General features: G+C 61.0%; 19 protein-coding genes. 14 read left to right on the forward strand and 5 right to left on the reverse strand.

All coding sequences use genetic code 11. From position 1 onward, the window contains the following. Positions 1-276 precede the first annotated feature (276 nt). Entirely contained in the window at positions 277-966 is a 690-nt protein-coding gene (locus tag HGP12_RS14585) for a DJ-1/PfpI family protein (RefSeq protein ID WP_168879143.1), read from the reverse strand. An 85-nt stretch (positions 967-1,051) separates the two neighbouring features. Between HGP12_RS14585 and HGP12_RS14590 the strand changes: the two genes are divergently transcribed. Next, positions 1,052-2,002 (forward strand): GlxA family transcriptional regulator, encoded by a 951-nt coding sequence (locus tag HGP12_RS14590; RefSeq protein ID WP_168842210.1) that lies wholly within the window; start codon positions 1,052-1,054, stop codon positions 2,000-2,002. Positions 2,003-2,141: 139 nt separating this feature from the next. Beyond that, a complete protein-coding gene (locus tag HGP12_RS14595; RefSeq protein WP_168842209.1) occupies positions 2,142-3,053 on the forward strand; it encodes an acetamidase/formamidase family protein in 912 nt (303 codons plus the stop codon). 4 nt (positions 3,054-3,057) lie between these two features. Here HGP12_RS14595 and HGP12_RS14600 read toward each other — a convergent pair whose 3' ends face one another. Continuing rightward, complete coding sequence (locus tag HGP12_RS14600) at positions 3,058-4,800, reverse strand: cation:proton antiporter (protein ID WP_168842208.1); 1,743 nt, start codon at positions 4,798-4,800, stop codon at positions 3,058-3,060. Positions 4,801-4,972: 172 nt separating this feature from the next. Continuing rightward, a complete protein-coding gene (locus HGP12_RS14605; protein ID WP_168842207.1) occupies positions 4,973-6,019 on the reverse strand; it encodes an NAD(P)-dependent alcohol dehydrogenase in 1,047 nt (348 codons plus the stop codon). Positions 6,020-6,268: 249 nt separating this feature from the next. On the opposite strand from HGP12_RS14605, the gene HGP12_RS14610 reads away from it, so the two are divergent. Then, positions 6,269-6,409: a hypothetical protein gene (locus tag HGP12_RS14610; protein ID WP_168842206.1), complete on the forward strand. Its 141-nt coding sequence runs from the start codon at positions 6,269-6,271 to the stop codon at positions 6,407-6,409. A 21-nt stretch (positions 6,410-6,430) separates the two neighbouring features. On the opposite strand, the gene HGP12_RS14615 is transcribed toward HGP12_RS14610, so the two are convergent. Next, positions 6,431-7,894 carry a DHA2 family efflux MFS transporter permease subunit gene (locus HGP12_RS14615; RefSeq protein ID WP_205926466.1) on the reverse strand — a complete coding sequence of 488 codons (1,464 nt, stop codon included), beginning with the start codon at positions 7,892-7,894 and terminating at the stop codon, positions 6,431-6,433. A gap of 418 nt (positions 7,895-8,312) precedes the next feature. Between HGP12_RS14615 and HGP12_RS14620 the strand changes: the two genes are divergently transcribed. Beyond that, positions 8,313-9,107 (forward strand): FadR/GntR family transcriptional regulator, encoded by a 795-nt coding sequence (locus HGP12_RS14620; protein WP_168842205.1) that lies wholly within the window; start codon positions 8,313-8,315, stop codon positions 9,105-9,107. A 137-nt stretch (positions 9,108-9,244) separates the two neighbouring features. On the opposite strand, the gene HGP12_RS14625 is transcribed toward HGP12_RS14620, so the two are convergent. Further along, on the reverse strand, positions 9,245-10,744 hold the full coding sequence (locus HGP12_RS14625) for an MDR family MFS transporter (protein WP_168879144.1): 1,500 nt from the start codon (positions 10,742-10,744) through the stop codon (positions 9,245-9,247). Positions 10,745-11,139: 395 nt separating this feature from the next. On the opposite strand from HGP12_RS14625, the gene HGP12_RS14630 reads away from it, so the two are divergent. The 10 genes from HGP12_RS14630 (at position 11,140) to HGP12_RS14675 (ending at position 23,242) form a co-directional block, all read left to right on the forward strand. Continuing rightward, positions 11,140-12,273 (forward strand): ROK family protein, encoded by a 1,134-nt coding sequence (locus tag HGP12_RS14630; RefSeq protein ID WP_168841831.1) that lies wholly within the window; start codon positions 11,140-11,142, stop codon positions 12,271-12,273. A gap of 7 nt (positions 12,274-12,280) precedes the next feature. Further along, a complete protein-coding gene (locus HGP12_RS14635; RefSeq protein WP_168841830.1) occupies positions 12,281-13,723 on the forward strand; it encodes a M81 family metallopeptidase in 1,443 nt (480 codons plus the stop codon). 190 nt (positions 13,724-13,913) lie between these two features. Continuing rightward, positions 13,914-14,651, forward strand: a complete 738-nt coding sequence (locus tag HGP12_RS14640; protein WP_168841829.1) for a FadR/GntR family transcriptional regulator — start codon at positions 13,914-13,916, stop codon at positions 14,649-14,651. Positions 14,652-14,734: 83 nt separating this feature from the next. Further along, entirely contained in the window at positions 14,735-16,243 is a 1,509-nt protein-coding gene (locus tag HGP12_RS14645; protein WP_168841828.1) for an ABC transporter substrate-binding protein, read from the forward strand. Positions 16,244-16,313: 70 nt separating this feature from the next. Beyond that, a complete protein-coding gene (locus HGP12_RS14650) occupies positions 16,314-17,261 on the forward strand; it encodes an ABC transporter permease (protein WP_168841827.1) in 948 nt (315 codons plus the stop codon). Continuing rightward, positions 17,258-18,136 carry an ABC transporter permease gene (locus HGP12_RS14655; RefSeq protein WP_168841826.1) on the forward strand — a complete coding sequence of 293 codons (879 nt, stop codon included), beginning with the start codon at positions 17,258-17,260 and terminating at the stop codon, positions 18,134-18,136. Before HGP12_RS14650 ends, HGP12_RS14655 begins: the two co-directional genes overlap by 4 nt. 22 nt (positions 18,137-18,158) lie before the next feature. Next, the gene (locus HGP12_RS14660; protein WP_168841825.1) at positions 18,159-19,946 is read left to right on the forward strand and encodes a gamma-glutamyltransferase family protein; all 1,788 of its coding nucleotides are present in this window, start codon (positions 18,159-18,161) and stop codon (positions 19,944-19,946) included. Between the two features lie 4 nt (positions 19,947-19,950). Next, on the forward strand, positions 19,951-20,709 hold the full coding sequence (locus HGP12_RS14665; protein ID WP_168841824.1) for a DUF1028 domain-containing protein: 759 nt from the start codon (positions 19,951-19,953) through the stop codon (positions 20,707-20,709). A gap of 50 nt (positions 20,710-20,759) precedes the next feature. Continuing rightward, positions 20,760-22,610 (forward strand): ABC transporter ATP-binding protein, encoded by a 1,851-nt coding sequence (locus HGP12_RS14670; RefSeq protein WP_168841823.1) that lies wholly within the window; start codon positions 20,760-20,762, stop codon positions 22,608-22,610. Positions 22,611-22,690: 80 nt separating this feature from the next. Further along, positions 22,691-23,242, forward strand: coding sequence for a glutathione peroxidase (locus HGP12_RS14675; protein WP_168841822.1), 552 nt, complete (start codon positions 22,691-22,693; stop codon positions 23,240-23,242). Positions 23,243-23,330 lie beyond the last annotated feature (88 nt).

Below are 23,330 nucleotides of genomic sequence, written 5' to 3' on the forward strand. Positions count from 1 at the left end.
CACTGATCAGGATTGTCAGCGCTTTGAGGAAGCGTGACACGCAGTGAAATGATCGGAATTCGTTCATCAAATGAGCCTTTTCCCAGTAAGGCCGGGGACGCTGTCATGATCCCACGGTCGCAGAAAAGCTATTTGTGTCAAGCATGATGGGCGACGTGAAACTGGAATTCCATTCTTCCGCCTGCCCATCACCACCTCGACATGATCAATCGACGATCGCCTCCCTATCGGCGCTCCATTTCATCGAGGTGACAGTGCCGGTGGACAAACCGGTGCTCACCCGGGCTCGTGTCCGGCAGCCGCAAGACGAGCCATGATCGCCTGCCGCGCCGTCCTCGAGCCGGCAAGGCGTGCCTTGGTTCTGGCCAACACCTCGGCGCTGGCCTTCTCGGGTAATCCGGAATGAAACGGCGGCTCCGGCGCATATTCCAGCGACAACTGGATCCCTTCGGCTTCCTCCCGGTCACGCAAGGCGGCAACGATCGTCAGTCCGAAATCGATGCCGGCAGTCACGCCGCCCGCCGTGAAGACATTGCCATCCCGCACGACGCGCCCCGGCGTGGCGATAGCGCCGAAATTCTCGAGGAAATCGCACGCATTCCAATGGGTCGTCGCCTTCTTGCCCTTGAGCAGGCCAGCCGCGCCGAGGACGAGGGAGCCTGTGCATACCGATGTCACGAAGCGGGCTTGGGCTGCCTGCTTCCGGATAAAACTGAGGACCGCGTCATCCTCCAGCAGCGCATTGACGCCGCCGCCGCCAGGCACGCAGATCACATCGAGCGGCGGGCATTCGGCAAAGGTCGTCGTCGGTTGCAGCACCAGCTTCGTTGCCGAAACGATGGGCGAGAGATCCTTCCAGACGAGATGCACCTCGGCATCATCCATGGAGGCGAATACCTCATAGGGTGCGGTCAGATCGAGTTGCTGGATACCTGGAAAGGCAAGCAGGCCGAAGCGAATGGTCATGATATGTCTCCGATGGTTGACTTTTGCGAGCTTATGCGACAACGATCTGGCACATTTGCCAAACCACCGTCATTTCTTGCCAATCATGCGCCGCATCGAAATTCTCGCCTTTGACAATGCGCAGCTGCTTGACATCACCGGCCCGCTGCAGGTTTTCACCAGCGCCAACGAGGCAGCGCTCGAGCTCGATCGGCCGAAACCCTACGAGGCCGTCGTGGTCGCGGAACACACTCAGACCCGAACGAGCTCGGGTCTCGCGCTCATGACCGCGCCGCTTGTCGATACCGATCATCCGCTCGACACATTGATCATCGCCGGCGGCTGGGGTGTCAATAAAGCCTGCGACAATCTCGGCCTGATCGAATGGGTGCGCCGGCGAGCCGCGAGTGCCCGGCGAATAGCCTCCGTCTGCAGCGGCGCCTTTCTGCTTGCGGAAGCCGGTCTTTTGGACGGGCGCCGGGCGGCGACCCATTGGAACCGTTGCGAAGAATTCGCCAAGCGCTTTCCGCATGTGAAGCTCGAGCCCGATCCGATCTTCGTTCAGGACGGGCAGATCTGGAGTTCTGCGGGCGTGACTGCCGGTATCGATCTTTCCCTCGCCTTGGTCGAGGCCGATCTTGGCCGCACCCTGGCGCTTTCAGTTGCCCGCGCACTCGTCGTCTTCCTGAAGCGGCCAGGCGGCCAGGCGCAATTCAGTGCGGCGCTTAGGCTTCAGGACGGTGGCGAACGCTTCGACCGCCTGCACGGCTGGATCATGGACAATCTGCGCGCCGATCTTTCCCTGCCGGCGCTCGCCGGGCAGGCGAATATGAGCGCGCGCAGCTTTTCGCGCCATTATCTGAAAGCAACCGGGCGGACACCGGCGCGAGCCGTCGAAGAAATCCGCATCGAGGCAGCCCGCCACATGCTGCAAGAAGGCCTGACCGTTCATCAGGCGCGCATGCGCTGCGGCTTCAGTTCGGAAGAAACCATGCGGCGTAATTTCATGCGGAAATTCGGCACCACGCCGCAGGCATTTCGCGATCATTTCGCTTGAGGCGAGCCTGCAATGGCGGGTACTTGCTCGCGTCCCGAGCGAGGTGGCCATCGCACAAATATCGTCGCGGCGCTCTTTCCTAGACGCGCGGAGTCGTCATAGGCTGCCGCAACAGGATTCGACACAAGGCTTAAGCAAAATGGCAACGCACCGTTTCGACCCCACCCATTATCACAATGTCATCGGTTCGCTGCCGCCGGCCCTGCATGTCGCCGACGGCGATACGGTTATCACCGAAACGCTCGACGCCGCCGGCTACGACAAGGACGACATCAATCGCATCTCTGGCCCCAATCCGATGAACGGGCCGATCTTCGTCGAGGGCGCGGAGCCGGGCGATTCCCTCAAAGTCGATATCCTGACCATGGTGCCGACGCGCGATACCGGCTTCACCCGCAGCGTGGTCGCGAGCAATGTCGTCGACCCGCACGACGTCCGCTCCCTGCCCGCGAGCGAAAAGGTGATATGGCGGATCGATCGTGAAGCTCTGACAGCGCGGCTGGCCGAACCCGTCGCCGGTCTCGAAAGCCTTACTCTGCCGTTGTCGCCGATGATCGGCTGCTTCGGGGTCGCGCCGTCGCTTGGCCAGGCCATATCGACCGCGACCAGCGGTGAGTTCGGCGGCAATATGGATTATCGCCTGCTCGGGCCGGGCACGACCATCTGGTTTCCGGTATCAGCACCCGGCGCGCTCTTTTTTCTGGGCGACTGTCATGCGGTGCAAGGCGACGGCGAGATCGTCGGTACGGGCATCGAAACCACCTTCGAGGTGACGGTGCGCCTGAGCGTGGAGAAGAAAAAGACGATCGTCTGGCCGCGCGGCGAGACGGTAGAGGATATCTTCACCATCGGCAATGCCCGGCCGCTCGACCAGGCGCTGCAGCATGCCACCAGCGAAATGCTGCGCTGGCTCGGCGCCGATTACGGCCTCGACAAGACGGCGGCGAGCCACCTGCTCGGCCAGGTCGTGCGCTATGATGTCGGCAACATCTTCGATCCTGCCTATACCATGGCCTGCCGCGTCTCGAAATCCTGGCTGAAGCGTCGCTAGGGATTCAGCCTGCATCCTGCGACAGGTCGCGCCGCTGGCGCGACACGTTGCTCTCCTGTCGCTCCCGCGCCATGCGGCTGACGGCGGCGCGCAATTGCGGATGCCGCGACATGAAGAGATTGAAGTCGCGGCGGTCCAGCACGAAGAGCTGACAGAAATCGACGGCGACGACATCGGCCGTGCGGCGTGCGCCCGTCAACAGTGCCATTTCACCAAAGAAGGCGCCGGCGCCGAGCCGGATCTCGTCATCCTCCACCTGCACCTCGACGGCACCGGAGGCGATGAAGAACATGCTGTCGCCGCGATCCCCGATACGAATGACGCGGTCGCCCGGCGAGGCCGATCGTGGCCGGAAGAGCAACAGCAGCTCCTCATGCTCGTTATCATCGAGTTCGGCAAACATCGGGAAGGTTTCGATGAGCTGCTCGATCTCGAGATGGTGCTGGCGATCCCGCTCCTCGCGCTGCTTGTTGATCGCGGTCAATTGACGACGCAGGCCGTCCTGCTTGGCCATGCCGTATTTGTTCGCCAGGAACGGCCAGCGGGCAAAGGTCCACTTCTCCAGCCTCTCCGTGGCGTAGAAGGCCAGCGGATTGAGCGTGATCGAGAGGATCGCGCCGGCAAGAATGAGATCCTGCCCTTCCCGCGTTAGGAGGCCCAGCGAAACGCCAAGCCCGGCCAGAATGAAGGAGAATTCGCCGATCTGCGCAAGACCAGCCGCAACCGCAAAGCCGATGCTGGCGGGATAGCGCAGCAACAGCACGACGCCGAAGGCAATCAGCGACTTGCCCAGCATGATCAGCGCCAGCACGCCGATGATCATCAGCGGTTCGCGGATCAGTACCGACGGATCGAAAAGCATGCCGACGGACACGAAGAACAGCACCGAAAAGGCATTCTGCAATGGCAGGGAGTCGGCTGCTGCCCTGTGGCTGAGATGCGATTCACTCATCACGAGGCCGGCAAAGAAGGCGCCGAGCGCAAAAGATACGCCGAAGATTTCCGCCGCGCCAAAGGCGATGCCGAGCGCGATCGCCAGAACCGACAGCGTGAACAGCTCGCGCGAGCCCGTGCGGGCGACCGAGGTCAAGAGCCAGGGCACGACGCGCGGGCCGATGAAGATCGCAACGGCTGTGAAGGCAGCCACCTTGACGAGGGTCATGCCGATCGTCAGCCAGATCGAGCCGGAAACGGCATGCTCGCCGGCATCCGCATGACCGCCTAAGACACCGGCAAAGGCGGGCAGAAGGACGAGTGCGAGCACCATGGCCAGATCCTCGACGATCAGCCAACCGACGGCGACGCGGCCATTGGTTGAGCTCACGAGGTTGCGCTCTTCTAGCGCCTTCAACAGCACGACGGTACTGGCAACGGCAAGGCTCAAGCCGAAAACCACGCCGGCGCCGACACTCCAGCCCCATAGCGATGTTAACCCGACACCCAGGAGAGTTGCGATTGCGATCTGTCCGATGGCGCCGGGAATGGCGACGCCGCGCACCGCCAAAAGGTCGGCGGCGGAAAAATGCAGGCCGACGCCGAACATCAGCAGGATGACGCCGATCTCAGCCAATTGCGATGCCAGCGAAACGTCGGCGACAAAGCCCGGTGTCGACGAGCCGATAATGACGCCAGCCACCAGATAGCCGACCAGCGGCGGCAGGTGCAGCCTGTCGGCCAGATAGCCGAAAATGGCCGCGAACACGAAGCCCGCGGCAATCAATGCGATCAATGCAACGTCGTGCGGCACGGCGATCCTTCCCGTTTCACGGCGTTAAAGCCTATTCCCTCTGTTGAAGGCTACCTAGCATCGCTTTTGCCGGGCCGTCTACCGGATCGTGTGCAACTCAGGAAAAACATCGCCTTGCCGATACACGGGGCTGGATATCAGCCTCAAGGCAAGGCGAAGTTGCAATTAGAGCTTACTGATCCAGAACGATCTGCAGCTTGACGTCAGTCGGCCGGGCTTCGACCGCACGATCGAAAGCCTTGATCGACTCCTCGAAGGCGAAGGTCTCTGAGATCAACGGCTTCAGATCGACGCGGCCGGACGCGATCAGTGCGATGGAACGCTCATACTGATGGGCATAGCGGAAGATCGTCTCGATGCGGATTTCCTTGGTCGATGCCGTGGAAACATCGAAGCCGACCGGATTGACCGGCAGGCCGACGGCAACGATGACGCCGCCGGGACGCGGCAGCGTCATGACGGTTTCCCAGGCCTTCGGCGAACCCGAGCATTCGAAGACGACATCCGCACCCCAGCCGTCCGTGAGCCGATTGACCTCTTCCACCAGGTCCCTTTCACGAATGTTGACCGGGATGACACCCTGATACTGGACGGCGATATCGAGCTTTGGCTGGGCCAGATCGGCAACGATCGCCCGCGCGCAGCCGCCGGCAAGGGCTGCAACCGCCACCATGATGCCGATCGGGCCGGCACCAAGAACGACGGCGGTGTCGCCGGGCGTTATCCGGGCCTTGGTCGCGGCCTGCATGCCGACAGCGAAGGGCTCGACCATGGCGCCCTCAGCAAAGCTGACATTATCAGGCAGCTTGAAGGTATAATTGGCCGGATGAACGACGAAGGGCGTTAGCACGCCATGGATCGGCGGCGTTGCCCAGAAGGCGACGGCGGGATCGACATTGTACATGCCGAGGCGGCTCGCCTTGGAGTTGGCATCGGGGATGCCGGGCTCCATACAGACCCGGTCGCCAACCTTCAGATGCGTCACGCCGGCGCCGACTTCGACCACCGTGCCGGCAGCCTCGTGGCCGAGCACCATCGGCGCGTTGACGACGAAGGGGCCGATCTTGCCATGCGTATAGTAATGCACGTCGGATCCGCAGACGCCGACGGTATGGATCTTGATCCTGACCTCGCCCGGCCCAACCTCCTGCGGCAGATCGATATCACGGATCGACAGTTCATGCTGACGCTCCAAAACCAGGGCACGCATCTTGCTCATCGCCTCTTCCTCTTTCCAAGCAACCAACGCCCCGCTGACACAGGGACGAAATCTTTATCCGTTATAACGTGTGAGCCGGCGTCACAAAACGATCTTTACGCGATGCCGATGAAGTCCGCATTCTTGCAGTCAACCGCTCATTATTGGCGCCAATATTAGACATTTCTTATTAGTTAGCTCCCTATTGCCAATATTGACTGGAGTTCCATTTCTTGCCTTCTAATAATTAAAGAGAAGGAGGGGCTCATTATGACAGTATATGATTGGACCGGTCAGCGCGCCCGCCGGATGAAGATGTTGCGTGCGGCAAGCTTCGCAATGCTTCTGATCATCCTGATGGCGATACCCGCGATATTGCTGCACTACAACATCATCGAATACCCGCACTGACCACCTCGCAATACATGATCGTTACGCCGCCTTCCTAGCGCCCAGCTTCGGCTTGCGCGAGACGTTATCGCCTGCCCTACGGTCCAGCGGCAGGCAGTCCAGCACGGCAAACAGCGCAATGATGCCCAGCATCACGAAGGCCAAACGAAATTCGATGGCAACGATGCCGCTTGCACCGAGCGGCGCACTGATCGCCTGGCCGATGCGGATGCCGATGGCGCCGACGGCGATACCCATACCCATGGTCAGCTGAAAAACCGTGCTGAACAGCGTATTGGCGCCCGTCATCTGCTGGGGCGGAATATCGGCAAAAGCGATCGTATTCAGCGCAGTGAAATGCATCGACCGGCACATGCCGCCGATGAACAGCACCGGCAAGATAAACCAGAGAGGGGTGTCGGGCGAAAACAGCGCGCAGGCCGCGATGAAGATGGCGTTGAGGATGCCGTTGACGATCAGCACCGGCTTGAAGCCGAAGCGGCGCAGGATGGGCGTCGTCGCCGGCTTCATCGCCAGATTGCCGGCAAAAACGGCTAAGGTCAGCATGCCCGCGTGAAAGGCGCTGAGCCCGAAGCCGACCTGGAACATCAGCGGCAGGAGGAAGGGCACGGCGCCAATGGCCGTGCGGAACAACGACCCGCCGGAAATGGTGATGGCGAAGGTCGGCAGCCTTAGCCCGGAGAGATCGATGAGCGGATGCTCCGTCCGCAGAAAATGAAACACGGCAACGGCAAGCAGGATGAAGCCGGCGATCACATAGGCCCATGCTTGCAGCCATGCGGGATCGGGGCGTCCGATCAGCTCCAACCCATACATCAGGCTCGCCAGGCCGATGCCGCTGATGGCGAAGCCGAGCCAATCGAAAGGGGGACGCGCCGTGCTCTTGGTTTCGGGAATGAGCGTGAGCGAGAAGACGAAGGCCAGAATGCCGAGCGGCAGATTGAGGAAGAAGATCCAGCGCCAGCTTGCGTGATCGGTGATGAAGCCGCCGAGCGGCGGCCCGAGGATCGGCGCCACCAGCGCCGGCCAGGTGATCGTTGCGATCGCCGAAATCAGCTTATCCTTCGGCGTGTTGTTCAAGACGACCAATCTGCCCACCGGCACCATCATCGCCCCGCCGATGCCCTGCAGAATGCGCATGGCAACGAAGGAACCGACGCCGTTGGCAAAGCCGCACAGGACCGAAGCCAGCGTAAAGATGACGACCGCCGTGGTGAAGACCAGACGGGCGCCGAAGCGATCGCTGATCCAGCCGCTGATGGGAATGAAAACACCAAGCGTCAGCAGATAGGCGCTCATGCCGATATTGAGATCGACCGGGCGGGCACCGAAGGAAACGGCCATCTGCGGCAAGGCGGTCGCGATGACAGTGCCATCCAGGTTTTCCATGAAGAAGGCGCCGGCCACGAGCAGTGCTATCAACAGCGAGCGGGAGCCAGCCTCCCGCGCTTCCTCCCGCTGCCCGGGCCTGGACATGTCATTCATCGATCAGCAACTCCGAATCCTCCTCGCATCCCGCATGCATTTAACCGGTTCGGTAACGTTTACGATAGTCGAAATCGTCCCATCAATCGATTAAGCGATCACGTTTCGCGAGGCGGACGGTGCGCAATTTGATCGGTAAGCCGAGTGCTTTCTCGATCCAAACGCGCTCCGCGCAAAGCGCCTCGGCAGGTTCATGTTGGTGAACAAAGCGATAAATCGGCCGCTAGTAGGCATGCATGCGCAAGACATGCTAGGGTTTTTCGTCGGAAGAATGCCGCAGGAAGAACAACAGGACCGACGCCATAACAATATGGAACAGCCCCAAACCAGCCGAGACACCGGCTTGAAGTCTCGAAATGCAGTGTAAGCTGACGAGTGTCTTCGCGACGGCGCATCAATAAGGAACAAGAGCCGCATAATGAAACATGGCCACGACGCATTGACCATCCCGGCCACGCCGGAGTCGAAACTGATCGTAACGCAATCGCCCTTCGACGCCTTTGTGCGAAAATACGGTACGATCCCGCGGCGCGGCGTCTTCGGTTATTTCGTCCATGAACTCGGCCGACGTATCATCCGCGGCGACTATCCCGTCGGCACGACACTGCCGAACGAACCGGATCTCGTCGAACAGTTCGGCATCAGCCGCACCGTCATTCGCGAAGCGATGAAGTGCCTTGCCGGCAAGGGGCTGGTGGAGATCAAGACCCGCGTCGGCACGCGCGTCAAGGAGCGCGCCAACTGGCATCACCTCGATACGGATGTCATGGTATGGTACTACGAAACAGGCCCGTCGGTCGAAATCATGCGTTCGATCAAGGACTTGCGGCTGGCGCTCGAACCGGAAGCCACGGCGCGCGCGGCTCTGCGCCGCAGCGAGAGCGACATTGCCGCAATGAACTCCGCTTATGCGGAAATGGTTTCCACCATCGGCGACGTCGACAGCAATGCCGACGCCGACCTGCGCTTTCATACGGCGATCTTCGCCGCCACGCACAACATGATCTATTCGCAGCTGATCGACCTGATCGCCGTCGGGATCTACGCCAATCGCACGCTTTCCGGCCAGGAAGACATAGCCGAGGGCCAAAAGCGGGCGCTGCCCCTTCACAAGGCCATCCTCGACGCCATCATCGCGCAGGATACGGACGCTGCAATCAAGGCATCGCGAAATCTGCTGGATGCGTGGCTTGCCCGCGACTACGGCTTCTGAGGCACCGCAACTTGCCCTTGCGGGCTAGAGCGTGATGCCGAAAAGTGTAGGCGATTTTCGGACGACATCACGCCCTACTTCTTTGATTCTAGAGCGGATTCAGATTTTAGGTCGAACAGACCTAAAATCATCCGGCTCTAGTGAGTCATCGCGTCCTGGGCATCCGTCTTGGGCATGGGCGCTCTGCGACCAGCGTCACGCGTGACCGGGATAAGCCAGATCGTCGCGCAGGTGGTCAAGGCGACGATGACGACACCCCAGAAGCTCCAGTGCAATGCGGCATTGAAGACGCCCCGAATCGCCGGATCGCCGACGAGATCGGAAAGGCCGGTCGGCTGGCTGAGGATATCGTGAAGCCTCGCTGCCAGTTCGCCGCTGCCATAATGCGCGATACCGACATTCATGATCGCGCCGAGCGCGGTTGCGCCAAGGGTATTGCCGAGGCTGCGCGAAAAGATGATCGACGCGGTGGCGCTGCCGCGCATCGACCATTCGACGCTTTCCTGTACCAGCACGACGCTGGTGAGGCTGATGAGACCCATGCCGAAGCCCATCAGGAACGAACCAATGCCGGCAATCACCGGGCTGCTCTCCGGCGTCAGGAACAGGAGGAAGAGCGAGCCGAAGGGAAACATGAGGCCGCCGGCGCGGAGAGTCCTGCGGATGCCGAAGGTGCGGAAGAACCGGCTTGCAAGCATGACGGCAAGCGGCCAGCCGACGATCAGCATCGTGAGCGTGAAGCCGGCCTCGAGCGGCGATCGGCCAAGCACGCCCTGTACGTAGATCGGCAGGACCGTCGTCAGGCCGATGAGCGCCATGCCGGCAAGCAGCGTGGCGGCATTGCTGGTCGCGATCAGCCGCCGGCTCCAAAGAGCGATCGAGATGATCGGCTCCGCCGCCCGCCGCTCCTGCCACAGGAACAGGATGCCGGAAACAACGAAGACGATCGCCAGGGGAAAGAGAACCGCAAAGCCTGCATCGGTCTCCGTCAGGATGACGAGCAGCGATACGATCGATATCGAAAACAGGATCGTGCCGAGATAGTCGATCTTCGCCTCGCGCGGGGTGACGGACTCATGCAGGAAGAGGATGAAACCGGCGATGGAGAGCACTCCGACCGGCAGGTTGATCCAGAAAATCCAGGCCCAGGAAAGATTATCGACGATGATGCCGCCGGCAAGCGGGCCGATGACGGCGGATACGGCCCAGACGCTGGCCAGCGCGCCCTGCACTTTCGCCCGTTCTTCCAGCTTATAGAGATCGCCGACAACCGTCATCGTGACAGGTTGAATGGCGCCGGCTCCAAGCCCCTGCAGCAGCCTGAAGGCAATGAGCGAAGCCATCGACCAGGCAAAGCCCGCAAGCGTCGAGCCTACCAGGAAGATGAGAATCCCGCAGATGAGCATGGGCTTGCGTCCGAAAATGTCGGAAAGCTTGCCGTAGATGACGGTTGTCGTGGACTGCGCCAGAAGAAAGGCCGAAAAGACCCAGCTGTAATAGGTGAAGCCGCCGAGCTGACCGACGATGCGCGGCATGGCGGTTGCGACGATGGTCGCTTCCACGGCGACCATGAAGGTCGCCAGCATGATCGAAACGATGACCAACGGGCGTTTCGAGCGATCGACCGTGCTGGACATGGCATTCCTTTCTGACTGCTGCACCCGATGTCGAAGACGCACAGGCTACGATTAAGGCCATGGTCGAGCGCTTAGCTGCTGGGATCAAAGGCTTGGGATCAAAGTCTAGGGACGAGACGATTGGAGGGCGGATGCCTGCGGAATCGTTATAATAAGCTTTGCATATTGGTGCCGGTCGATGTCAACTGTTTAAACGCGAGCACGCTTTGCTTCTCGACGGACGCTTCGGCCTGAAATCTCGGAACAACGGGTCCGGATCCAAGGGCTCGACCGCGGTCCTCAAGCCCATTGACGATATCATATATTTTCGCCTTAATGAATTAACTTCCGCATCTTTGTTCATTTTCTGAACTTAACTGAAGCGGAACCAACCGGAATTCCAGCGGAGCGCCGAATTGCTCACCTCGTCCCAGCAGCAGCTCTTGCGGGTCATCAGCCAGTCAGGCCCCTCGAGCCGCACGGTTCTGGCAGCGTCCATGGGCTTAAGCAAGGCCGCCATGAGCGGAATTGCGCGCGATCTGATTTCCCTTGGCGTCTTGCGGGAGACGGAGACGATATACGGTCAGGGCCGCCCATCGATCTTGCTGGATCTGCATCCGGAGGGCGCCTTCTTCGTCGGCATTTCGCTGCTGGAAGACCCCGCACCCCTGGTGCTCAGCGATTTCAACGGCAACATCGTCGCACGCCAGACCATGCCGCTGTCGCGCGATCCCGATGTCATCGCCGAGATGATCGCCGATACCCTGCCGAAACTGCTTGCCGAACAAGAAAGTGCCGATGGCAAGCTTTCAGGTCTCGGGGTCGCACTTTCCGGCTTCGTCGATGAAAAGCAGGCAAGCTGCGTCAAATCCACCCTGCTCGGATGGCAGGACGTGCCGCTTGCCGGCATCATCAGGCAGAAGACCGGCATCGATACCTTCATCGAGAACGACGCCAAGGCGGTTGCCGTCAGCGAGAAACTGTTCGGCAGCGCCCGCGACGTGCGGAATTTCAGCGTCGTTTCCTTCGGCAACGGCATTGGCTGCGCCCATTTCGTCGGCGGAAAGCTCTATCGCGGCAACCATGGCGGTGCCGGCGAGATTGCCCATTGCACCATAGAGCCCAATGGTTCGCCCTGCCGCTGCGGCAAGCGCGGCTGCCTCGACACCGTGGCTTCGCTAAAGGCAATCAAGGAAATGGCGAAGGCTGAAGGCCTTGCCTGCCAATCCCTCAACGACTTGGAGACGGAAGCATCGCTCGGCAATGCCGTAGCGATCCGCATCCTGCATCGGGCCGGCAGCGCGCTCGGTTTGGCGATTGCCCATCTTATCCAGTTCAACGATCCAGGCCTGATCCTGATCACCCATGTCGAAGGGCGGTTCGATGGCCTGTTCGGTACCGTGATGCGGCAGGCAGCCGAGGCGAACGTCTTGCCGCGCTATGCCGGCCAGACACCAATCCGCACGCAGCGCGTCGATACTGATGTCTGGGCGCGCGGTGCGGCCAGCATCGCCGCCCACAATTTCCTGATTGGTCCCAACCCGAATTGAGGTTCCCATGCGCATCGCCGTCGGAGGCATTCACATCGAATGCAGCACCTATAATCCCGTCTTGAACGAAGAGAAGGATTTTCGCGTCCTGCGTGGCGCGGCGCTGACCGACGCGCCCTACTTCGCTTTTCTGAAGGACTATGACGGCGAGTTCCTGCCGACCATCCATGCCAGAGCGATCGCCGGCGGTCCTGTCGCGCGCCACACCTACGAGGCCTTCAAGGCGGAATTCCTGGAGGGGCTGAAGGCATTGCTCCCGCTTGACGGGCTTTATCTCGCCATGCACGGCGCCATGTATGTCGAGGGCATGGAAGATGCCGAAGGCGACTGGATCAGCGCGGCCCGCGCCGTCGTCGGCGACGACTGCATGGTCTCGGCCAGCTACGACCTGCATGGCAATGTTACCCAGCGCATCATCGATGCGCTCGACATGTATTCCACCTATCGCACGGCGCCGCATATCGATGTCGAGGAAACCATGCGCCGCGCCGTCAAGATGCTGACGGAAAGCCTGAAGACCGGCGTCAAGCCGCTCCTGCTCTGGGCGCCGATCCCCGTGGTGCTGCCAGGCGAACGCACCAGCACGGTCGACGAGCCAGCCAAGAGCCTTTACGACATGCTGCCCGGAATCGATGCCCTCGACGGCGTCTGGGACGCTTCCTTGATGGTCGGCTATGTCTGGGCCGACGAACCGCGCGCCACGGCGGCCGCCATCATGACCGGCACGGATCGCGCCGTTCTCGAGCGCGAAGCAAAACGCATCGCGCAGGCCTATTGGGACGCGCGCAAGGATTTCGTTTTCGGCTCCGAAACCGGCTCGATCGAAGAATGTATCGCCAAGGCAATCGCCAGCACGACTGCGCCCGTGGTTCTGGCGGAATCCGGCGACAATCCGACCGGCGGTGGCGTCGGCGACCGTGCCGAAGTCCTAGCGGAACTCATTGTCAAGGAAGCGCAAGGCGTCATCTTCGCCGGCATTGCCGACAAGGCCGCCACCCAAGCCTGCTACGTCGCCGGCCTCGGCGCCACCCTTGATCTTTCCGTCGGCGCATCGCTCGACACCAAGGGAAGCAAGCCGGTAAAGGGCAGCTTCATCGTCAAATTCCTGCTCGAGGTCGCGGATGCGAGCGATGCGCAAGCCGTCGTTTCGATCGGCGGCATCGACCTCGTCCTGTCGGCCAAGCGCCGCCCCTATCACAACATCGCCGATTTCACCCGCCTCGGGCTTGATCCGCACAAGGCGAAGATCATCGTCGTCAAATCCGGCTATCTCTCACCGGAGCTGGCGCCGATCGCCAATCCGAACCTGATGGCGCTGTCACCGGGCGTCGTCGACCAGTTCGTCGAGCGCCTGCCGCGTCTGCGCAAGCAGAAGCAAACATACCCCTTCGACAAGGATTTCGACTTCACGCCCGAGACGGCGATTTCTGCGCGCGCCGTCGGTCGCTGAGGCTCCTGCCGGGGAGCCATTAGACCGAACATCATCATTTCGCATCTGAAGAAGGCGACCCGTTTTTGCGGGTCGCCTTTCGCATTTCGCACAAATATTGTGCATTGCCAAAATTGCACAAAAAAGCGCTTGACGATGCGGTCGAGTTGAACTTCTATTGAACCAATCTCAAATTGGTTCACCCTTCATCATGACAACCAGCAGCCTCCCGGAAAATTCGGTTCACGCCCTGGAAAGGCTGCGAGGGCTTTTGAAATCGGCCGATCTGCCGGCGGACGGAAAGCTGCCGACGGAGCGGGCGCTGTCGGAGGCACTTGGCGTCAGCCGGCGCGCGATCCGCCGGGCGCTTGAAGTATTGGAAGCAGAAGGCCACGTCTGGCGTCGCCAAGGCTCGGGAACGTATGTCGGGCAACGCCCCGACAACTGGAGCCAGCATGTCAGCACGCTTGTTGCCGGCACGGATCTCATGGAGGTGATGGAAGTCCGCCTGCGTATCGAGCCGCAACTGGCTCAGCTCGCCGCCATGCGCGCCAAGCCCGACGACATCGACCGCATGTATGAACTGGCAAAGAAGATCACCGCCAGCGACGATGCCGACAGCCGCGAACTTTGGGACGGCGCATTGCACCGGCTGATCGCGCAAAGCGCCGGCAACCAGTTCTTCCTGACCATTTTCGATGTGATCAACCACGTGCGACAGGACGAAGCCTGGCAAACCATTCGCGAATTGGCCCGCAGCGTCAACAAGACGCGCCCGGTCTCCTATGCGCAGCATAGAACGATCATCGATGCGATTGCGGCGCGCAACCCGATGAAGGCGGCCGAAGCCATGCGCGAGCATCTCTTGATGCTTCAGGAAAGCCTGATCCGCATCACTTCCCTTGATGCGCGCCAGGCGGAAGAGCCGCTGACTGAAGAGGTGGGCTGACCGAAGCCAGGCCTGCCAGACTACGACCGGAGAGGAAACCGATCGAGACTGCAAAAAACGAAAACGATAAACAGGAGAACGAAATGAAGATCGCCAAATTCCTGACATCGCTTGCCGCCGGCGCTTTGATTGCGCTGCCGTCCCTCGCTGTCGAGCTCAAGATCGGCCTGCAGGACGACGCCGACGCGCTGGACCCCGCCCAATCCCGCACTTTCGTCGGTCGCATCGTCTATACCGCGCTCTGCGACAAGCTTGTCGATGTCACCCCCGACCTGCAGTTCGTACCGCAGCTCGCCACCTCCTGGAAGTGGTCGGCGGATGGCAAGCAGCTGATCATGGAGCTGCGCCAGGGCGTCAAGTTCCAGGACGAGACGCCGTTCAACGCCCAGGCCGTGGTCGATAATATCCAGCGCTACCAGACCATGCCGGAATCGCGCCGCAAGAGCGAGCTTTCCTCCGTCGCCAAGGTTGAAGCATCTGGCGAATACCAAGTCACCTTCACCCTGAAGGCGCCCGACGTCACGCTGCTGGCCCAGCTCTCCGACCGTTCCGGCATGATGGTCTCGCCGACGGCGGCAAAGGCTGCCGGCGCAAAATTCGGCGATCATCCCGTCTGCTCCGGTCCGTTCAAATTCGTCGAGCGCGTACAGCAGGACCGCATCGTGCTCGAAAAATTCCAGGATTACTGGAACAAGGACAAGATCTTCATCGACAAGGTCACTTATCTGCCGATCCCCGACACGACGGTTCGCCTCGCGAATCTGCGTTCCGGCGATCTCGACATGATCGAGCGCGTCGCCGCATCCGATGCAGGAACGGTCAAGGGCGATTCCAATCTCGTCTATGCCGATGCTGTCGGCACCGGCTGGCTCGGCGTCTATGCCAATATCGGCAACGGTCCGCGCGCCGACAATCCGATCGGCAAGGATAAACGGCTGCGCCAGGCATTCTCGCTCGCGATCGACCGCGAAGCCGCCATGCAGATCGTCTTCGACAACACCGGACTTGCCGGCAACCAGCCTTTTGCGCCGAACAGCCCCTGGTTCAACAAGGATATTCCTGTGCCGGCCCGCGACGTCGACAAGGCCAAGGCACTGGTCAAGGCTGCGGGGTTCGATCGCATCCCCGTCGAGCTTGCGGTCGCCAACAACCCAGTGTCCATGCAGATGATGCAGATCGTCCAGTCGATGGTCGCCGAAGCAGGTTTCGACGTGACGCTGAAGACGACCGAATTCGCAACCCTGCTTGATGCGCAATCGAGTGGCAACTACCAGCTCAGCCGCTCCGATTGGTCCGGCCGCTCCGATCCCGACGGCAATATCCAGCAGTTTGTGACAACGGGCGCCGGCCTCAACGATTCCAAATACAGCAATCCGCAGGTCGACACGTTACTGCTGGAGGCACGCCGGTCGCAGGACAATACGCTACGCAAGCAGAAATACGATGCGGCAGAAGCCATCCTGAACGAGGACCTGCCGATCATCTTCCTCGGGCATCAGGCCTGGATCTGGGCTTACAACAAGAAGGTATCCGGCTTTACTCCGTCTCCGGACGGAATGATCCGCCTCGTCGGCGTGAAGAAGAGCAATTGAGCCGGAGATGCCATGCGGGTCTTCTCCCGCATGGCACTCTCGCATTCGACATCGCGGCGAGGATCTGCCCATGTATAGCTATATCGGAAAGAGGCTGCTCGTCGCCATACCGACGCTGCTGATCATTTCGATCTTCGTCTTCTCCCTGCAGAAGCTTCTGCCGGGCGATCCGGTGCTCGCCATGGCAGGCGAAGAGCGCGATCCGCAGGTTCTCGAACTGCTTCGCGAGAAATATCGCCTGAATGACCCCGTCATCTATCAGTATGGCTACTGGCTGCAGGGCATCGCAAAGGGCGACCTTGGCGTCTCGCTGCGCACCAATCAGCCGGTGCTCACGCTCGTCGCCGAAAAGCTGCCGGTCACCATCCAGCTCGCGGTCATGTCGATGATCTTCGCTTTCGCGATCGGCATCCCCATGGGCATCCTCGCCGCCGTCAAAAAGAATACGATCATCGATTTTCTCGCCAATATCGTTGCGCTTTTCGGGCTTTCCGTGCCGAACTTCTGGCTCGGTATCATGCTGATCCTGCTGGTTTCGGTGAAGCTCCACTGGCTTCCCGCCTCCGGCTATCAGCCCTTCTTCGATGACCCCTTGCGCTCGATTCAGACGATGCTCATGCCGTCCTTCGTGCTCGGCAACGCGCTGGCCGCCACGCTCATGCGCCATACGCGCTCCTCGATGTTGAGCGTGCTCAGCAGCGATTATATCCGAACTGCACGTGCCAAGGGCCTGCCGGAGATGGCCGTCGTCCTGCAGCACAGTTTTCGCAACGCCATCCTGCCCATCGTTACCGTCAGTGCCCTGCTCTTCGGCGAGCTTCTGGCCGGCGCCGTTTTGACCGAGCAGATCTTCACCATCCCCGGCTTCGGCAAGCTGATCGTCGATGCGGTCTTCAACCGGGATTATGCGGTCGTGCAGGGCGTGGTGCTTTGCACCGCCGCCGGCTTCATCGCGATGAACCTCATTGCCGACATTCTCTATGTCCTCCTCAACCCGCGCATGAGGGCAGCTCTATGAGCACGATCGTCCAGACGACCGCGGCAGCTCCCTCCGCCAAGCGCGCGCCCAATCGGGCCTGGCGAAAGCTGAGGGCCAACAAGGGAGCCCTGGTCGGGCTTGCCGTTATCCTGTTCTTTACCGCGATCGCCGCGCTGGCACCGCTCCTGCCGATTCCCGATCCGGTTGCCACAAGCTGGTCGGCGATCCGCAAGGCGCCATCGGCCGCCCATTGGCTTGGCACCGACGATCTCGGAAGGGACATTCTCTCCCGCATGATCTGGGGCGCACAGGCGTCACTCATGGCCGGCATCTTCTCGGTCGCCATCGCCGTTGCGATCGGGGTGCCTTTCGGCCTGATCTCCGGCTATTACGGCGGCTGGATCGACCAGATCATCTCGCGCATCACCGAAGCCTTTCTGGCGATGCCTTTCCTGATCACCGCCATTGCGCTTGCCGCCTTCCTCGGCCCGAGCCTCACCAATGCGATGATCGCGATCGGATTGTCGGCAACGCCGGTCTTCGTGCGGCTGACGCGCGGCCAGGTATTGGCGGTCAAGACGGAGGATTACGTCGAGGGCGCCCGATCGATCGGCCTGCGCCACACCAGCATTATCATGCGCTACATCCTGCCCAATGTCTTCGCGCCCATCCTCGTCCAGGCGACGCTCACCATCGCAACCGCGATCATCGCGGAAGCGAGCCTCTCCTTCCTCGGGCTCGGCCAACAGGCACCGTCCCCGAGCTGGGGCTCCATGCTCAATGTCGCCAAGAATTATCTCGAACAGGCGCCCTGGATGGCCATGTGGCCGGGTACCGCCATCTTCCTCGTCGTGATCGGCTTCAACCTCCTCGGCGACGGCATGCGCGATGCGCTCGACCCGCGCGAAGCATGAATAAACTGAAAGGGTGCACACAATGACCGCATTCACCACACGCCCCGAAATCCTCGGAACCTTCGGCGTCGTCACGTCAACGCACTGGATCGCCTCTGCCGTCGGCATGAGCATTCTCGAGAAGGGCGGCAACGCCTTCGATGCGGCTGTGGCGACCGGCTTCGTGCTGCAGATCGTCGAGCCGCATCTCTGCGGGCCGGGCGGCGACATGCCCGCCATCCTCTATTCAAAAAAGAAGGACAAGGTCGAGGTCATCTGCGCCCAGGGACCAGCGCCGGCAGGCGCAACGATCGAGCATTACACACGCGAGGGATTGAAGCTGATCCCCGGCGATGGCCTGCTTGCGACCGTCATCCCCGGCGCCTTCGACGGCTGGATGCTGATGCTGCGCGATTATGGCAGGCTGACCGTGCGCGATGTTCTCGAGCCGGCGATCCATTATGCAGAGAAGGGTCATCCGGTCCTGCCGCGCGTCTCCGCCACCATTGCTGGGCTTGCCGATTTCTACCGCAAGGAATGGCCGACCTCCTTTGAAACCTGGCTTCCTGGCGGCTCCGTTCCCGAACCCTGGTCCAATTTCAAGAACCCGGTTCTCGCGGAAACCTGGAAGCGTGTCGTTGCCGAGGCGGAAAGCAAGAGCGATCGTGACGCGCAGATCGAAGCGGCGCGCAATGCTTTTTATCGCGGCTTTGTCGCCGAAGCGATCGACACCTATGTCAGCAAGGCTGAAGTCATGGATGCAAGCGGCGAGCGCCACAAGGGCGTTCTATCAGCCGACGACATGGCCAACTGGCGGGCGACGATCGAGGCGCCGCAGACCTACGATTATCACGGCTGGACGGTCGCCAAGATCGGCCCGTGGGGTCAGGGGCCGGTCTTCCTGCAGGCGCTGTCACTGCTCAAGGGCTTCGATCTGGCCGGCGTGGATCCTGCCGGAGCCGATTTCGTCCACACCGTTACCGAGGCGATGAAACTCGCCTTTGCCGATCGCGAGGTCTATTACGGCGATCCGAACTTCACCACCATACCGCTTGAGACCCTGCTATCCGACGCCTATGCCGAGGAGCGCCGCCGGCTGATTTCGCCGGAAGCGTCGCTCACCCTGCGCCCGGGCAAGCTCGCCGGCTTCGAAAACCAGTACGATCTAACCATGCGAATGCTCGACGCGCCGGAAGCCAAGGGCGGCGCGGTCTATGAGCCGACAATGTCGCATTTGACCGAGAAGCGCGGTGATACCGTGCATATCGACGTCATCGACCGCGAGGGCAACATGGTGTCGGTGACGCCTTCCGGCGGATGGCTGCAATCCTCGCCGACCATTCCAGGCCTCGGCTTCTGCCTGAATTCCCGCGCGCAGATGTTCTGGCTGCAACCTGGCCTGCCCTCCTCGCTCGCTCCAGGCAAGCGGCCACGCACGACGCTGACCCCGACGATCGCCTTGCATGAGGGACGCCCGACGCTTGCCTTCGGCACCCCCGGCGGCGACCAGCAGGAGCAGTGGCAGCTCTCCTTCTTCCTGCGCTATGTCCATCACCGATTGAACCTGCAGGAAGCGATCGACAAACCGTTGTTCCACAGCACCCATTTCCCAAGCTCCTTCTATCCGCGCACCAGCGAACCGGGCGGCCTGACGGCGGAGGCAAATTTCAGCGCCGAGGTGCTCGATGCACTTCGCGGCAAAGGCCACAAGCTGACTGTCGCGCCGGAATGGACGGTCGGCCGGTTGACCGCAGCACGCCGCGATGCCGATGGCCTCCTGCGCGCTGCAGCCACACCGCGTTTGATGCAAGCCTACGCGATCGGGAGATAGGCCGATGACCTGGTCCATCGTAGCCCGCGAGCCGGAAACCGGACATCTCGCCATCGCCGTCGCCACACGCTTCTTTGCCGTCGGCAGCATCGTGCCCCATATTCGCGGCGGCATCGGTGCTGTTGCGACGCAGGCCTTCGCCAACCCGCTTTACGGCATCGACGGACTTGCGATGCTGGCAACCGGCCGTGCGCCAGCCGAGATCGTCGAGGCGCTGAGTGTCCGTGACGACGGCCGCGAACAGCGCCAGTTCCATCTGATAGACAGCAAGGGCAACAACGCTGCTTACACCGGTCAAAAGTGCATTGATTGGGCCGGCCATCTGATCGACGATAACGTCTCGGTCGCCGGCAATATGCTGGCGGGGCCGCAAGTGATCGCCGAGACGCTTGCGACCTTCAGGAAAACCAAGGGAAAACCGCTTGCCGAGCGTCTGCTCGAAGCGATGCGAGCGGGCGAAGATGCCGGCGGTGACAAACGTGGCAAGCAATCGGCCGCGCTCGTCATCCACCGTGACCAGGATTATGCCTGGCTGAACATTCGCGTCGATGACAGTGCCGATCCGCTTGCCGAACTCGAACGTCTCTATGCGGTTGCGCAGGAACGCTATCTGCATGTCGCCGAAACCATGCCGACACGGCAGAACCCGAGCGGCATGAGCGACCGGCGCGAAATCGACGAAAAGATCGCCGCCCTCGAAGCCGCAAGGATTGCGGGGGACCGCCCTTCGGCATCAAGGGCGACGACGACGCAACCATCGTGAACGACGTCGACCAATGCCCGAACGGTCAGCAAAATCATAAGGGGAACTCCATGGCAACCATTGCCGCGCAGACGATCAATGCAGATGCACAGCCCGTTCTTTCCGTCTCCAATCTGACGACATCGTTTCTTGTCGACGGCGAATGGCGCCAGGTGGTCAAGGACATCTCCTTCGACGTCATGCCGGGTGAAACGGTCGCCATCGTCGGCGAAAGCGGCTCCGGCAAAAGCGTGACATCGCTTTCGATCATGCGGCTGCTCGCCAGGACCAGCAGCCGTATCGAAGGCTCCATCAGCCTCAACGGCCGGGATATTCTCAGCCTGCCGGAGGCCGAGATGCGCAAGGTCAGAGGCAAGGACATCGCCATGATCTTTCAAGAGCCAATGACATCACTCAATCCGATCTTCACCATCGGCCGGCAGATTTCCGAGGCGCTGACTTGCCACGGCAACATCTCGAAGACAGAGGCAAAAGCCGAAACGATCCGCCTGCTGGAAAAGGTGCGCATCCCCAATGCGTCCTCGCGCTTCGACGAATATCCGCACCAGTTTTCCGGCGGCATGCGCCAGCGCGTGATGATCGCCATGGCGCTTGCCAGCCGTCCGAAACTGCTGATCGCCGACGAGCCGACGACCGCCCTCGACGTGACCATTCAAGGGCAGATTCTCGATCTCATCAAGGTGCTGCAGGAAGAGGAAGGCATGTCCGTTCTCTTCATCACCCACGACATGGGCGTCGTCGCCGAAATCTCCGACCGCACCATCGTCATGTATCGCGGCGAGGCCGTGGAGACCGGCAGGACCGACGACATCTTCCATCGCGGCCGGCATCCCTATACCCGCGCGCTGCTGTCGGCCGTGCCGCGGCTCGGTTCGATGAAGGACCAGCCGCAGCCGCTGCGCTTTCCGATCGTCGATGTCGGCACCGGCGAACGCAGCGAACCGAAGGCGCTCGAAGACACCGTCGATCACCGCAAGACGCCGGTGCTGGAGGTGAAAAACCTCGTCACCCGTTTCGATCTTCGCGGCGGGCTGCTCGCCCGTCCCACAGGTGCGATCCACGCGGTCGAAAACGTCTCCTTCGATCTCGCCCAGGGAGAGACATTGTCGCTGGTCGGAGAATCCGGCTGCGGCAAGTCGACGACGGGCCGCTCCATCATGCGCCTCATCAACCCCAATTCCGGTGAAGTGCGTCTCGATGGCTATGACGTGATGAAGCTCGGCGCGCTCGACCTGCGCCGGATGCGCCGCAGCATCCAGATGATCTTCCAGGACCCGTTCGCAAGCCTCAATCCGCGCATGACGATCGGCGCGGCGGTTGCCGAACCGTTTATCGAGCACCGCCTCGGTTCGCGCGCCGAAGCCCGCGAGAAGGCGGCCGACCTTTTGGAACGCGTCGGACTGAAAGCGGATATGATGGGCCGCTACCCGCACGAATTCTCGGGCGGCCAGCGCCAACGCATCTGCATCGCCCGTGCGCTCGCGCTTGATCCGAAGGTGATTGTCGCCGACGAAAGCGTCTCGGCGCTCGACGTGTCGATCAAGGCGCAGGTATGCAATCTGCTGATGGACCTGCAGCAAAGTCTTAACCTGTCCTATCTCTTCATCTCGCACGACATGGCCGTGGTCGAGCGTGTCAGCCATCGCGTCGCCGTCATGTATCTCGGTGAGATCGTCGAGATCGGCCCCCGCGCGTCGGTGTTCGAAAATCCGCAGCATCCCTATACCAGGAAGCTGATGGCGGCCGTGCCGGTGCCGGACCCGGCGCGGCGCGGCATCCGGCGTAATCTTGCCGTCGACGAGCTGAAGAGCCCGGTGCGCCCGGTCGGATATGTGACGCCGGTCCGGCAATATCGCGAAGTGTCCAGCGGCCATCTGGTTCGGATGGAAGAAGCCGCCTAAGCCTGTTTCCGGCCTTGACGAAGTCGAAATCCGGGCAAATATCGACATTCTGTTTTCCATCTCATCTGGAGTTGAATCAAATGACCGATAGCGTGCTCGATATTCCGGTAAAAAGGATCGACGGCAGCGAAACGACGCTTGCCGACTATCGTGGCAAGGTCATCATGGTCGTCAACGTCGCGTCCAAATGCGGCCTGACGGTGCAATACGAAGGATTGGAAAAGCTTTACGAAGACAAGCGTGACGAGGGCTTTGTCATTGCCGGCTTCCCCGCCAATGACTTCAAGGGCCAGGAGCCGGGCACCGACGACGAAATATTGAGCTTCTGCACCCTGACCTACGACGTGCAGTTCCCGATGTTCTCCAAGATCGCCGTCACCGGCGAAGAACGCCATCCGCTCTATGACGGCCTGATCGGTTCCGGCGTCGAGACGATCGGGGACGGCCCCATGCGCGAACGGCTGGCGAAACACGGTCTTGAAACCGGACAAGACGGCGGCATCGTCTGGAATTTCGAAAAATTCCTCATCGGCCGCGACGGCAAGGTTGCCGCTCGTTTTGCTCCGGATATAACTGCGGATGATCCGCGTTTTACTTCCGTTTTGGAAAAAGAACTGGCGCGCGCCGGCTGAAAAATCGCGGCAGCTTCGATAAGAAATCCCAATTAATTCAAAATAATAATTTATATCATCGTCGGTGGGGCAAGTATTACTTTGCCCC

It is taken from the genome of Rhizobium sp. P28RR-XV (assembly GCF_012641385.1).
Classification (GTDB): domain Bacteria; phylum Pseudomonadota; class Alphaproteobacteria; order Rhizobiales; family Rhizobiaceae; genus Rhizobium.

Excerpts from the sequence above, each read along its gene's own strand:
- HGP12_RS14585 (WP_168879143.1), bottom strand. The coding sequence starts at position 966 with ATGACCATTCGCTTCGGCCTGCTTGCCTTTCCAGGTATCCAGCAACTC.
- HGP12_RS14590 (WP_168842210.1), top strand. The coding sequence starts at position 1,052 with ATGCGCCGCATCGAAATTCTCGCCTTTGACAATGCGCAGCTGCTTGAC.
- HGP12_RS14595 (WP_168842209.1), top strand. The coding sequence starts at position 2,142 with ATGGCAACGCACCGTTTCGACCCCACCCATTATCACAATGTCATCGGT.
- HGP12_RS14605 (WP_168842207.1), bottom strand. The coding sequence starts at position 6,019 with ATGAGCAAGATGCGTGCCCTGGTTTTGGAGCGTCAGCATGAACTGTCG.
- HGP12_RS14610 (WP_168842206.1), top strand. The coding sequence starts at position 6,269 with ATGACAGTATATGATTGGACCGGTCAGCGCGCCCGCCGGATGAAGATG.
- HGP12_RS14615 (WP_205926466.1), bottom strand. The coding sequence starts at position 7,894 with ATGAATGACATGTCCAGGCCCGGGCAGCGGGAGGAAGCGCGGGAGGCT.
- HGP12_RS14620 (WP_168842205.1), top strand. The coding sequence starts at position 8,313 with ATGAAACATGGCCACGACGCATTGACCATCCCGGCCACGCCGGAGTCG.
- HGP12_RS14625 (WP_168879144.1), bottom strand. The coding sequence starts at position 10,744 with ATGTCCAGCACGGTCGATCGCTCGAAACGCCCGTTGGTCATCGTTTCG.
- HGP12_RS14635 (WP_168841830.1), top strand. The coding sequence starts at position 12,281 with ATGCGCATCGCCGTCGGAGGCATTCACATCGAATGCAGCACCTATAAT.
- HGP12_RS14640 (WP_168841829.1), top strand. The coding sequence starts at position 13,914 with ATGACAACCAGCAGCCTCCCGGAAAATTCGGTTCACGCCCTGGAAAGG.
- HGP12_RS14645 (WP_168841828.1), top strand. The coding sequence starts at position 14,735 with ATGAAGATCGCCAAATTCCTGACATCGCTTGCCGCCGGCGCTTTGATT.
- HGP12_RS14650 (WP_168841827.1), top strand. The coding sequence starts at position 16,314 with ATGTATAGCTATATCGGAAAGAGGCTGCTCGTCGCCATACCGACGCTG.
- HGP12_RS14655 (WP_168841826.1), top strand. The coding sequence starts at position 17,258 with ATGAGCACGATCGTCCAGACGACCGCGGCAGCTCCCTCCGCCAAGCGC.
- HGP12_RS14660 (WP_168841825.1), top strand. The coding sequence starts at position 18,159 with ATGACCGCATTCACCACACGCCCCGAAATCCTCGGAACCTTCGGCGTC.
- HGP12_RS14665 (WP_168841824.1), top strand. The coding sequence starts at position 19,951 with ATGACCTGGTCCATCGTAGCCCGCGAGCCGGAAACCGGACATCTCGCC.
- HGP12_RS14670 (WP_168841823.1), top strand. The coding sequence starts at position 20,760 with ATGGCAACCATTGCCGCGCAGACGATCAATGCAGATGCACAGCCCGTT.
- HGP12_RS14675 (WP_168841822.1), top strand. The coding sequence starts at position 22,691 with ATGACCGATAGCGTGCTCGATATTCCGGTAAAAAGGATCGACGGCAGC.